Origin of the sequence: Hydrocarboniphaga daqingensis (assembly GCF_900129825.1) — a bacterium.
GTDB classification, from domain to species: domain Bacteria; phylum Pseudomonadota; class Gammaproteobacteria; order Nevskiales; family Nevskiaceae; genus Hydrocarboniphaga; species Hydrocarboniphaga daqingensis.
In genome coordinates this window covers 47,543-59,807 of record NZ_FQWZ01000001.1, presented here as the reverse complement: position 1 = coordinate 59,807, position 12,265 = coordinate 47,543, and the positions used below count along the sequence as shown (strand labels likewise).

Here is a 12,265-nt window from a genome sequence, read left to right as displayed (position 1 = left end):
GCCTTATTCGATGACGAACAGAGGCTGATCGAATTCCACCGCGCGCTCGTTCTCGACCAGGATGTCGACAATGACGCCAGCGCGATCAGACTCGATCTGGTTGAGCATCTTCATCGCTTCGATGATGCACAGCGTCTGGCCGACTTTGACCGTCTGGCCCACCTCGACGAACGCCTTGGCGCCGGGAGACGGAGTCCGGTAGAAGGTGCCGACCATCGGCGCGCGCACCACGTGTCCGCTGGGCTTGGCTGGCGCAGCGGCCGGCGCCGCTGGCGCTGCGGCGACCGGCGCGGCGGCCGGGGCAACAGCCGGTGCTGCTTGCGGGGCCGCCGGTGCCGGCAGCGTGTAATGCAGCTGCTGGGTCTGCCGGCTGATGCGAACCGATTCTTCGCCCTCGCGGACTTCGAGCTCCGAGATGCCGGACTGTTCTACCAGTTCGATCAGCGTTTTGATTTTGCGCAAGTCCATTGTGATTTGAGTTCCCCTGTTGTGTTGCTGTTGCGCTACTTGGTTTGGAAGAGCCGCGCATGCGCGGCTTGCAAAGCGAGGCGGTAACCAATGGGTCCCAAGCCCACGATCACACCCACGGCAATGTCGGACAGATACGAGTGATGGCGGAACGGCTCCCGCGCATGCACGTTGGAAAGATGGATTTCGATGAATGGCAAGGCCACGCCGAGCAGGGCGTCGCGCAGCGCGATGCTGGTGTGGGTGAGGGCGCCGGGGTTGATCAGAACAAACTCGACACCGTCGGCACGCGCCTGGTGGATGCGATCGACCAGCACGCCTTCATGGTTGCTTTGGAAGCACTGCAGCTCGAGCCCGAGTGCGATCGCCTGGGACGTCAGGTCGGCCTCGATCTGCGCCAGCGTGGCCGACCCGTAGACGGCCGGTTCACGGCTGCCTAGCAGGTTCAGGTTGGGACCATTCAGCAAAAGCAGTTTGCGCATGGACTGGGGCCGGCTCTAGAGACCCGATTCTGCCCCAGTGCAGCGCGCAATGACAAATTTGTAGGATTTTGCCGTCATATTAGGCGATGTTGCCGGCCACTTCGGCTGAGATGGGCCCCGGCTCGCCTGCCGCCCGCTATCCGCCGGTGGTGGGCAGATTTTGCTCGATCAGTTGGATCAATTCGTCACGCTCGAACTCGCCGTGCTTGCGCGACACGATCATTCCATTCGCATTGATCAGAACAGAGTATGGAAGGGCCCCGAGCTGATCCCCGAGCGCCTGCATCGCATTGATGATCTCGCTGTCGCCGACCAGCACCGGGTACTGAATGCCCAGCCGTGGCGCGCCGATGCGGACCGCTTCGACTTCATCCATTGCGGCGCCCACCACTTGCAGGCCGCGTCCGCCGTATTGCTGCTGCATGTCCATCAGCATCGGGATTTCATGCAGGCAAGGCGCGCACCAGGTTGCCCAGAAGTTGACCAGGATCAGTTTCCCGCGCCACTCGCTGAGCTGACGCGGCGTTCCGGTCAAGTCGTTCAGCGTGATTTCGGGCGCCATGCCGCCCGGCTCATCGATCGAGTGTGGCTGCGCCAGGTACCGGTAGGCACCAAAGCCGACGCCGGCAGCGGCAAAGCACAACGCCGCGACGGCAAGGATCTGTTTTTTGCTGCTGGACATCAGCGTAAGGACTCCACGGTGACTTCGCGAACCTGCGGGGGATAGCAGACCAGTCCTTCGGCGCAGCCTTGGTAGCGGATGCGCAGGCGCTGCGGCGGATGGTCAACACGGTGTTGAACCGCAAGCTGCTGCCGGAACACGCGTACGACGCCGAAGTGCTCGTCTTGATGCAGCTCACCGGGCGGCAAGGCGACCCTGCCGAGCTTCAAGCCGGTGGGTTCGAGCACCTCCACTTGAATCTTGTCGCGATAAAGGTAGCAGCCGGGCGCGATATCGAGGCTGATATCAAGCTTGCCATCGCGCCACAGCACCGGTTGCAACTGGAATGCATCGTTGACCGGCAAGATGGCCGGCGCGGAATCGCGAGGCTTGAGCAGGCTGCCGGCGTCGGCCGGGCAGGCGGCCGTCAGCATCAGACTGGCCGCCAGCATCAGGATCGAAGGCTTCAAAGTGTGGCTCGCTGCGGCATCAGGGGCGCGTGCTGTCGAGCACCCATTGTCGGTAGGGCTCATGCGCATGCTGCCATCGGACTGCCACCACTTCAGGAAGTTCGTAGGGATGCAGATCAACGATGCGCTGACGCAGCGCTTCGAAACGATCGGCGCCGGTCTTGATCAGCAGTAGCGATTCCTCGTCCTGTTGCACGGCACCGTTCCAGCGGTAAACCGAGCGTACGCCCGGCAATACACTGACGCAGGCCGCGAAGCGTTCCGCTACCAGCGTCGACGCGAGAGCAGCCGCCACATCCGGCGGCGCGCTGACGTAGACCATCAGCGCGTCGCCATCATCGGGCGTGTTGCTAGTGCTCACCGCGGCCGATGGCGTAATAGCGGATGCCTTGCTGCTTGAGCATGTCGGGATCGTACAGATTGCGGCCGTCGACGATCACCGGCTGGGACAGCAGCTGCTTGAGTCGCGCGAAGTTCGGGGAATGGAAAATGCGCCATTCGGTGGCGATCACCAGCGCGTCTGCGCCGGTGCATGCCGCTTCGGGGCTGCTGACCAGTTCGAGATCGGCGCGATCGCCGTACAGGCGGCGGCATTCGTGCTGCGCCACCGGGTCATAGGCGCGGATGCGGCCGCCGGCCGCCCACACCGCTTCCATCAAGTCGCGGCTCGGTGCTTCCCGCATATCGTCGGTGCGAGGCTTGAACGCCAGGCCCCACAGCGCAATCGTCTTGCCGCTCACATCGCCCAGCGCCTTGACCAGCTTGCGGAACATCAGTGTTTTTTGACGGCTGTTGACCGCTTCCACCGACTTGAGCAGTTGCGCGTCGAAGCTTGCGCCGGACGCCGTGTGTACCAGCGCTTTGACGTCCTTCGGAAAGCAGCTGCCGCCGTAGCCGCAGCCCGGATAGATGAAGTGGAAGCCAATGCGAGGATCGGCACCGATACCGACCCGCACTTTCTCGACGTCGGCGCCCAGCGCTTCGGCCAGATTGGCAATCTCGTTCATGAAGCTGATCTTGGTGGCCAGCATCGCGTTGGCCGCGTATTTGGTCAGCTCCGAGCTGCGCACGTCCATCACGATCAACCGATCATGATTGCGATTGAACGGGGCATACAGCGCCTGCATCGCCTCGGTAGCACGGGGCGACGAGGTGCCGACGATGATGCGGTCGGGCTTGTTGAAGTCGGCAACGGCCGCGCCCTCCTTCAAAAACTCGGGGTTGCTGACGACGTCGAAGTCGACATCGGCGCCACGGGCGGTCAGTTGACTGAGGACGGCGTCACGTACACGGTCGGCGGTGCCGACCGGCACGGTCGACTTGCTGATGATGACGCGATAGTCATCCATGAACTGACCGATCGACGCCGCGACGGCGAGCACGTACTGCATATCGGCCGATCCGTCTTCGTTCGGCGGCGTGCCGACGGCGATGAACTGGTACTGGCCGTGAGCCACACCTTCGGAGGCTTCGGTGGTAAAGCGCATGCGTCCTTCGCGGACATTGCGCTGGAGCATTTCTTCAAGGCCCGGCTCGTAGATCGGACATTCGCCATTGCGCAGGCGCTGGACCTTGGCGGGGTCGATGTCGACACACAACACGTCGTTACCCGCATCGGCAAAACAAGCCGCAGTAACCAGGCCGACATAGCCTGATCCAAATACTGTTATGTTCACGTTGCTCCCTGCAATCGGTGGTGAAAGCGGCGCGAGTATACGAGCCGGTTCGAGACAGCGTCACTGCAGCCGACGCCGCTTCCGAGCCTGCAGCACGGACGATGCCAGCGGCGCCTCCGCCGCCGTGACAACGCTCAATCTGGCGTCTCGTCGACGGGTTCTCCGAATGGCATCTCGATTGACAGACCCACGCTGGCCGAACCGTCGCGGGGCAGGCTAGGGTCGGTACGCGGGAAGCTGTAGCCAGCCGCCCATTCGGCATAGAGGCGGTGGCGCATGAATGGATGGCGGAACAAGACGCGGCCGCCATATTCATACAGCGGTTCCGGCTCATCGGTTTCGCCGCGGATGAAGCCCTCATAGGCCAGTCCGCGCCGGCGATGCAGGTTGTGATACAGGATCAGCGAGTTGCGCCAGTTGAGTCCGACCGTGCGTTGAGACAGCGTCCCGACCGAGTACCAGCGCAGCAGCAGGCGGTTGGAAATGATGTGGCTGAAGTCGAAGCTGTTGGTGACCCCCGCGCGATCGCGCGTGTTCCAGAATGGCGTCGAGCGTACGTAGGCCACGTCGTTGTCGTCGGAGTACAGCGTGTAGCGGACACGGCCCTGGACGAAGCCCATCGGCGGGCTAAGGCCGCGCACACCGACACGGAAGCTGGTCTGCAGGTTGCGGCGGTCAGGCAGGCTGTAGCCCAAGCCGGCCAGCCATTCGTTCTGGTCGCTCAGCGTCGGGAAGGTCGCGCGCAACTCCGATGCTTCGGTGCGCCCGCGTACGAAGTCTTGCTCGTTTTCTCGGCCGACGAACGCGGAAAGGCGGTTCTTCATCGTCGGCAGATCCACTTCCAGATGCAGCCGCAGCCGTTGGTCGAAGCCTTCGAACTGCGAATAAACGTTGGTCACTTCGAGTACGCCGCGCGTGCGCCGGGCGGCCTCGATGTTGCCGGTTTCGCCAAACAGGCCGTCGACCCAAAGCACCAGATTGCAGCTCTGCTCTTCGAGCATGTTGCGTGCGGAGTCGACGACCGGCACCGAATCCAGGCCCGGCTTGTCGCACGGATCGAGGGCCGAACCCGGCGGCGCGACCACAGTCAGCAACTCGGGCTGATCGGGAACCGGCGGAACCGGGGCGTCGGGCGAATCACGATGGGTCGTCGGATCGGTCGACGCATCTTGCGGCGGGATGTCTTCGGCGGCGGCCATCCAGGGTGTGGCGAACATGGACGCGAGCAGCCAAGCCGCGATCCTGCTCCGATGCCGATGCAGCCGTGGCGACGCTGGGGCAAGGGCGCCGCGGGCGCTGCCACTTCCTGCGTCTCCAGCACGCTCTGCCCCCATGCCCTCGTTCTCCTGATCGACGGGCGGCGCCGTGATCGGTCGTTGTTGTTTTCGAGTCTTGTCAGCACCGGCTTGCCTGAGGCTGAAGCTTCAGCCTGCCACATCGCCTGCCACCGATGCTGCGACCGGTGGGTCGGTAATGCGGCTCGATGCCGACCGGCGGCGCAGCTGCTGATGCCGCACGGTGCGTGCCCTGAGCAATGTCAGCCACCGGCACTGGGTTCTTTCCCTGCAGGCAAGGCTGGGGGGCACTCCTACAATGCGCTATCGCCCGACGCCGCACGCTGCCCGGAAGACCCCCATGGCCCCGACCGATGCCTTCGTTTTCGCCGATGCGCCACCAACGCGGGACGCGCTGTTTGCGGCGATGGCGGACCACTGGCTCGCCGACGAAACGGGCTTGGTCAATCGACTTGCCGCGTGGGCGGAATTGCCGCACGAGCAGGCCGCTCGCGTACAGCGACGTGCTGCCGATTGGGTGCGGGCCGTACGCGCGATCAAGGGTGGCCAGAGCCCGCTTGATGCCTTCATGCGCCAGTACGATCTGTCGTCGGAAGAAGGTGTGCTGCTGATGTGTCTGGCCGAGGCGCTGCTGCGCATACCGGATGACGAAACCGCCGAGGCTTTGATCGCCGACAAGTTGTCGGCAGCCGATTGGGAGAAACACCTCGGTCGCAGCGACTCGCTGTTCGTCAACGCATCGACCTGGGGCTTGATGCTGACCGGCCGCATCGTCCGGCTGTCGCCGCAAACCGCTGGCAACTTCCGCGCGGCGATCAATCGCATGGTCGGACGCAGCAGCGAGCCGGTGATCCGTTTGGCCGTGCGCCAAGCGATGAAGCTGATGGGCCATCAGTTCGTCATGGGGCGCAACATCGGCGAAGCGCTGGCGAATCGCCGCAGCGGCGATCAACAGCGCTATTTGCACAGTTTCGACATGCTGGGAGAAGCCGCGCTGACGCAGGCCGATGCCGACCGGTATTTCACCGCCTATCGCGATGCGATCGAGGCCATCGGCGGCAGCCCGGATCCCAATCGCAGCGGTGATGTCAGCCAGCGGCCCGGCATTTCGATCAAGCTGTCGGCGCTGCATCCTCGCTACGAGTTTGCGCAGCGCCCGCGCGTGCTGGCCGAGCTGACGCCGCGATTGCTCGCGCTGGCGCAGATGGCGCGTGCGCAGAACATCGGTCTGACGGTCGATGCGGAGGAAGCCGATCGGCTCGAGTTATCGTTGGACGTGCTGTCGCCGGTGTTTGTCGACGCATCGCTGGCCGGGTGGAACGGCTTCGGTCTGGCCGTGCAGGCGTTTCAGAAGCGCGCGCCAGCGCTGATCGACTACCTCGAGTCGCTGAGCGTTCGCGCCGGCCGACCCTTGGCGGTCCGCCTGGTCAAGGGCGCGTACTGGGACACCGAAATCAAGCGCAGTCAGGAGCAAGGCTTGGCGGGCTATCCGGTGTTCACGCGCAAGCCCAACACCGATGTCAGCTATCTGGCTTGCGCGCGCAAGCTGTTGTTGCAGCGCGACCGCTTCTATCCGATGTTCGCAACGCACAACGCGCACACGATCTCTGCGATCCGCGCCTATGCAGGTGATGACGACCGCGAACGTTCCGGACAGGGTTACGAGTTCCAGCGACTGCACGGCATGGGCGAGGCCTTGTATGACGTTGTCCGCGAAGACTGGCCGGCACCGTGCCGCGTGTACGCACCCGTGGGCTCGCACGAAGATCTGTTGCCCTATCTGGTGCGGAGACTGCTCGAAAACGGCGCTAATACCTCGTTCGTCAACCGCATTTATGACGAGCAAGTCGACGCCGAGCGGCTGGTCGCAGATCCGGTCGCTGCGGTGCGCATGATGCCGGTCAAAGCTAACCCGGCGCTGCCGCTGCCGATCGACCTCTACGGCAGTGCGCGTCGCAATGCGGCCGGTTTCAATCTGGCGGACGAGTCCGCCCTGCGCCAACTGGCGTCCGCCATGACCGGTCTTCGCACCGAGCATCGCGCGGTCTCCGCCGTTGCCGTGTCGGTGGCCGCTGCCGGCCCCAGTATCGCCATCACCGATCCTGCTGATCGACGCCGCGTGCTCGGTTATTGGCAGCCGCTGGAGACGGCTGCGCTGCGCCCCGTGGTGCAGGCCGCCCGAGCGGCGCAACCGGCCTGGAACGCGTTGCCGGTCGCGCGCCGTGCCGAGTTACTTGAGCGTGCGGCCGATCGTCTCGAGCTGCGCCGTGACGACTTTCTGTTTCTGCTGGTGCGCGAAGCCGGCAAGACCCTGCCCGATGCAGTCGCCGAGCTGCGCGAAACCGTCGATTTTCTGCGCTACTACGCGGCCGAGGCGCGGCGCCTGCAAGCGGCGCCTACCGTGCTGCCGGGACCCACGGGTGAGCACAACGAATTGCAGTTGCACGGCAAGGGCGTGTTCGTCTGCATCTCGCCATGGAATTTCCCGTTGGCGATATTCACGGGGCAGATTGCAGCAGCACTGGTGACAGGCAACACGGTCGTCGCCAAGCCGGCCGAGCAGACCAATCTGATCGCCATCGCGCTGCTGCGCTTGTTGCACGAAGTGGGTGTGCCCGCTGACGTCGTGCAAGGCGTGCTTGGCGACGGTGACGTCGGCGCGGCCTTGTGTGCTGACCCGGCGATCGCCGGTGTGATGTTCACCGGTTCGGTCGCCGTTGCGCAGGCCATCAATCGCCAACTCGCTGCGCGACGCGGCCCGATCGCGACCCTGATAGCCGAGACCGGCGGTCAGAACGCCATGATCGTCGACTCGTCGGCCTTGCCCGAGCAAGTCGTCAAGGATGTGATCGTCTCGGCATTCCATTCGGCCGGGCAGCGTTGTTCGGCGCTGCGCGTGCTGTATCTGCAGCATGAGATCGCCGACAAGGTGCTGCACATGCTGGGCGGCACGATGCAGGAGCTGGTCATCGGCGACCCGGCGTTGCTGTCGACTGACATTGGTCCGGTGATCGACGAAGCGGCGAGGGCGCGGCTTGCCGGTCACGCCGCGCGTCTGCATGCACGCGGCCAGGTGCTCGAACAGCGGTCGCTACCCGAGGCTGCGCGTCACGGCAGCTACTTTCCGCCGACCGTGGCGGCCATTGACGACATCGCCCAACTCGACGGCGAGTACTTCGGCCCGATTCTGCATGTCATTCGCTATCGATCGCGCGATCTCGACGCCGTCATTGGCTCGATCAATGACAGCGGCTACGGGCTGACCCTGGGCGTGCATTCGCGTGTCGAGAGCACCTGGCGCCGCGTCCAAGCACTGGCACGCGTCGGCAACTGCTATGTCAATCGCGGAATGACAGGTGCCGTCGTCGGCGTTCAGCCCTTCGGTGGCGAGGGCTTATCCGGTACTGGCCCCAAGGCGGGCGGCCCGCATTACCTGCTTCGGCTGGTCGCGGAGCGCACGCTGACCGTCAACACGGCCGCCGTCGGCGGTAATGCACGGCTGCTGGCAGGCACCGGTTAGCGGTGCAGCGGCGGGGTATTGAGCCTGACCCCAGTCTCGAAGGCCCTCACCCCTGGCCCCTCTCCCGGTGGGAGAGGGGAAATGTCCGCTTGCCTCTCCCGCCGGGATAGGGGAACTGCTCGCTTGCCTCTCCCCTCGGGAGAGGTCGGCGCATCGCGTCGGGTGAGGGCGTCTGAGCATTGAGCTTGGCCCGAGTCTCAAAGGCCCTCACCCCTGGCCCCTCTCCCGGTGGGAGAGGGGAAATGTCCGCTTGCCTCTCCCGCCGAGAGAGGGGAAATGCGGGCGTTCAGTCTCCCGGACTGGTGGGTCCTCGTGCTTGGCATTCGCTGGTGCCGGCACTAGCATGCCGCCCCGGTCGTCGCGCCAACCTGCGCGTCGCCTTGCCGATGCAGACCGATGCAAACCGCCGTTCCCGCCGTCCCCGTCCCCCGCAGTGCGTTGCTGCGCGCCGAAGCCCTGCTTAACCTCAAGCTGGCCGCACCGCTGATTGCGGCGCAGTTGTCGTTCGTCGGCATGCACACGGTCGACACGATCATGGCCGGTCGGCTCGGGCCAGTGGCGCTGGCGGCCGTGGCCGTGGGCGCCAACATCTGGTTTCTCGGCTTCATCATCTTCATGGGCATTTTCATGTCGGTGTCGCCGATCGTCGCCCAGCGCGTCGGCGCCGGCCGCCCGCCCGAGGAAACTGGCGAGCTGCTGCGCAATGCGCTCCTGCTGGCGGTCGTGTTGGGCCTGCTGTGGATGCTGCTGATCTGGCTGATCTGCGATCCGGTCCTGACCTTATTGAACCTCGATGCGCCGACGCAGCAACTGGCACGCGGCTACGTCAACGCGATTGCCTGGGCGGCGGTGCCGTTTTGCCTGTGCTTCGTGATGCGTAACGGCTGTGAAGGCAACGGTCAGACCCGCGCTCCGGTACTCGCGGGCATCGTCGCGCTGCTGGTCAACATCCTGGCCAACTTGCCGCTGATGTATGGCTACCTGGGATTCCCGGCGCTCGGCGCCGTCGGCACGGCGTGGGGGACCGTCGTCGGGGTCAGCGCGATGGCCGGTGTGTATGCGCTGCTGTATCGGGTCGACCCCAAGCTGGCGCCGATGCGCCTGTTCTCGGCCCGGCCGCGTTTTGCGCCCGAGCTGCGCGAAATCTTCACGCTCGGCGTGCCGATCTGCGCCAGCGTCGTTGCTGAAGCCTGGCTGTTTACGCTCGGTGCGCTGCTGATGGCGCACTTCGGCGGCCGGGTTGTCGCCGCCCATCAAGTGGCGATCAATTTCGCGTCGCTGGTGTTCATGGTGCCGTTGTCGATCGGACTGGCGACGGCGGTTCGCGTCGGGCAGGCGGTCGGCGCCGGCGATGGCCGCCAGGCTGTGCTTCGCGGTCATACCGGTATCGCCCTGGGCGGCGTGTTCGCACTGGTCTCCGCTGCGGGCATGGCGCTGTTCGCCCGGGCCGTGGTGTCGCTCTACACCGATGTTCCGGAAGTCGCGGACCTGGCGGTGCGGTTTCTGGGGCTGGCCGCGATCTTCCAGATTTTCGACTGCCTTCAGGCCACGACCAACGGTGCGCTGCGCGGTTTCAAGGACACGCGGCTGCCGATGGCGATCACCGTTTCGGCTTATTGGCTTGCCGGGTTGCCAACGGCGGCCTGGCTGTCGATCGGCACCTCGGTCGGCCCGGCCGGTGTCTGGTGCGGCTTCATCGTCGGGCTCGCCGTGGCGGCCGCCGGCCTGGGTCTGCGCTTTGCGGTGCGCAGCCGCCAGGCCCGCGCAGCGGATGGCATCAAGCCTTCTATGCATATCCCTTGAAGTTCAGCCGCTGCGGCGCATGCTAGGCGCCACTGTCGCAATGCGGCTGCGCAAGGAGAACGTGATGACACTGCAATTGGGCGATATCGCCCCTGACTTCGAAGCGGACACCACCGAGGGGCCGATCCGGTTTCACGACTGGCTCGGCTCCTCTTGGGCCGTTCTGTTCTCGCATCCGAAGAACTACACGCCGGTCTGCACCACCGAGCTCGGCTATACCGCCAAGCTCAAGCCGGAGTTCGATCGGCGCAACGTCAAGGCGATCGGCCTGTCGGTCGATCAGCTGGTCGACCACGAGGGCTGGAGCCGCGACATCGCCGAGACCCAGGGCACGGCGCTGAACTTCCCGCTGATCGCCGATCCTGACTTCAAGGTGGCCAACCTGTACGGGATGATTCACCCCAAGGCCAGCGATCGTTTCACGGTGCGCTCGGTCTTCGTCATCGACCCGAACAAGAAAGTGCGGCTGACGCTGACTTACCCGGCCAGCACCGGACGCAATTTCGATGAGATTCTCCGGGTGATCGATTCGCTGCAGTTGACCGACCAGTACAGGGTCGCCACGCCGGTGAACTGGAAGCAGGGGGACGACGTGATCATCGTGCCGGCCGTCACCGGGGATGAGGCGCGCAAACTGTTCCCGGACGGGTGGAAGGAGATCAAGCCCTACCTGCGCGTGGTTCCCCAACCCAAAGCCTGACATTCAGGTCGCTAGATGCCGGCCGGCCGTCGCGAGACGGCCGGCTTTTTTTGTGTTGGAGCGCTGGTTTCGGCGTTGTGTGGCGCCGCGCTGGCAATATGACAGTTCGATCAGCTGACGAATTCGGCTAAGCGATTGATCTGTCGAAGAAGTCGACGGCAAAACCACTTCTGCCGGCCGATTTCGATGCTCAGCGTATGGTCTATACAGACGACTTGTGCGTGTAGGAATAATGATATATCCGCCCTGGAATCCGCATGTTAGCCTCCACCGCGAGTCGTTATTAATCTGACGTTCAACGGCTCCAAACCGTCCCGACGACCCGGTCAGGGGTCTCGCCAAATCAGGAGCGTTGCAAACCCAATGGCTGCAAATAACCTCGTGTTCATCGTCATGGACAGCTGCCGCTTCGACAGCTATCAGCGCGCCAAGCGTCCCAACATGGACCGCATTGCCGAGGGGAGCCGCCGCTATTCGTACGCTTCCTGGACGTCGCCGTCGCACTACACGTTCCTGATGGGCATGGTTCCGCACGAAAGCCCCAAGGGCGTTTTCGCGTCCGAGGTCTACAAGAACGAGTTTTCGCAGTGGGTCGATCGCCTGGCGATCAAGGATCTGTCGTTCAAGAACTTCGTGCCCCAGCTGTCTTTGCCCAAGGTATTGAAGGACAACGGGTTCCGTACCGTCGGCCGCGTGTCGATGCCGGTGCTCAACCCGATGTCCCATCTGAATCGTCACTTTGACGATTACAAGCTGATGGCCAATCACAACGATTTCGCCGGGATGGTCGACGAGATCGAGTTCTACGACGACGAGCCCAGCTTCCACTTCCTGAACCTGGGCGAGACGCACTATCCCTACATGCTGGACCCCAAGGGACTGCCGCACATCTCCGGCGTCCACGGCGTGTTCAAGCGCATGGATGACGACCTCGGCGAGCAGACGTCGGACCGCTTCTTCGACGACGACCAGATGCAGCAGTTGCACAGCCAGCAGGTCAAGACGGTCGAGTATGTCGATCAAGTGCTCGACGCCCTGATCTCCAAGGCCCCGACCAACACGCATTTCATCATCACCGCCGATCACGGCGAGTGTTTCGGCGAAGGGGGCTACTTCGGCCACGGCCCGATCGTGCACGAGAAGGTGCTCGAGGTGCCGTTCTTGGAAGGCCGCAAGCCCTGAGCTTGGCG

At 64.1% G+C, this 12,265-nt stretch carries 11 protein-coding genes; 4 read left to right on the top strand and 7 right to left on the bottom strand.

Annotated features, from left to right (window positions below; translation table 11 throughout):
* Nucleotides 1–3: 3 nt before the first annotated feature.
* The 7 genes from accB to BUB09_RS00180 all read right to left on the bottom strand — a co-directional run bounded on the left by accB (nt 4) and on the right by BUB09_RS00180 (nt 4,974).
* On the bottom strand, nt 4–468 hold the full coding sequence (gene accB, locus BUB09_RS00210; RefSeq protein WP_072892684.1) for an acetyl-CoA carboxylase biotin carboxyl carrier protein: 465 nt from the start codon (nt 466–468) through the stop codon (nt 4–6).
* A 35-nt stretch (nt 469–503) separates the two neighbouring features.
* Nucleotides 504–950: a type II 3-dehydroquinate dehydratase gene (gene aroQ, locus BUB09_RS00205; protein WP_072892683.1), complete on the bottom strand. Its 447-nt coding sequence runs from the start codon at nt 948–950 to the stop codon at nt 504–506.
* A 136-nt stretch (nt 951–1,086) separates the two neighbouring features.
* Nucleotides 1,087–1,512 (bottom strand): TlpA family protein disulfide reductase, encoded by a 426-nt coding sequence (locus BUB09_RS00200; RefSeq protein ID WP_245793034.1) that lies wholly within the window; start codon nt 1,510–1,512, stop codon nt 1,087–1,089.
* 119 nt (nt 1,513–1,631) lie between these two features.
* A complete protein-coding gene (locus BUB09_RS00195; RefSeq protein WP_175550070.1) occupies nt 1,632–2,081 on the bottom strand; it encodes a protein-disulfide reductase DsbD domain-containing protein in 450 nt (149 codons plus the stop codon).
* A 19-nt stretch (nt 2,082–2,100) separates the two neighbouring features.
* A complete protein-coding gene (gene cutA, locus BUB09_RS00190) occupies nt 2,101–2,442 on the bottom strand; it encodes a divalent-cation tolerance protein CutA (protein ID WP_245793032.1) in 342 nt (113 codons plus the stop codon).
* Entirely contained in the window at nt 2,432–3,757 is a 1,326-nt protein-coding gene (locus BUB09_RS00185) for a UDP-glucose dehydrogenase family protein (protein WP_072892678.1), read from the bottom strand. The genes cutA and BUB09_RS00185 overlap by 11 nt, the downstream gene beginning before the upstream one ends.
* Before the next feature lie 134 nt (nt 3,758–3,891).
* The gene (locus tag BUB09_RS00180) at nt 3,892–4,974 is read right to left on the bottom strand and encodes a hypothetical protein (protein WP_139250044.1); all 1,083 of its coding nucleotides are present in this window, start codon (nt 4,972–4,974) and stop codon (nt 3,892–3,894) included.
* Between the two features lie 418 nt (nt 4,975–5,392).
* On the opposite strand from BUB09_RS00180, the gene putA reads away from it, so the two are divergent.
* The 4 genes from putA to BUB09_RS00160 all read left to right on the top strand — a co-directional run bounded on the left by putA (nt 5,393) and on the right by BUB09_RS00160 (nt 12,257).
* Entirely contained in the window at nt 5,393–8,572 is a 3,180-nt protein-coding gene (gene putA, locus BUB09_RS00175) for a bifunctional proline dehydrogenase/L-glutamate gamma-semialdehyde dehydrogenase PutA (protein ID WP_072892675.1), read from the top strand.
* A gap of 396 nt (nt 8,573–8,968) precedes the next feature.
* Nucleotides 8,969–10,375 carry an MATE family efflux transporter gene (locus BUB09_RS00170; protein ID WP_072892673.1) on the top strand — a complete coding sequence of 469 codons (1,407 nt, stop codon included), beginning with the start codon at nt 8,969–8,971 and terminating at the stop codon, nt 10,373–10,375.
* 64 nt (nt 10,376–10,439) lie between these two features.
* Entirely contained in the window at nt 10,440–11,075 is a 636-nt protein-coding gene (locus BUB09_RS00165) for a peroxiredoxin (protein ID WP_072893903.1), read from the top strand.
* Nucleotides 11,076–11,438: 363 nt separating this feature from the next.
* Nucleotides 11,439–12,257, top strand: coding sequence for a sulfatase-like hydrolase/transferase (locus BUB09_RS00160; RefSeq protein WP_072892671.1), 819 nt, complete (start codon nt 11,439–11,441; stop codon nt 12,255–12,257).
* The last annotated feature ends 8 nt before the right edge of the window (nt 12,258–12,265 follow it).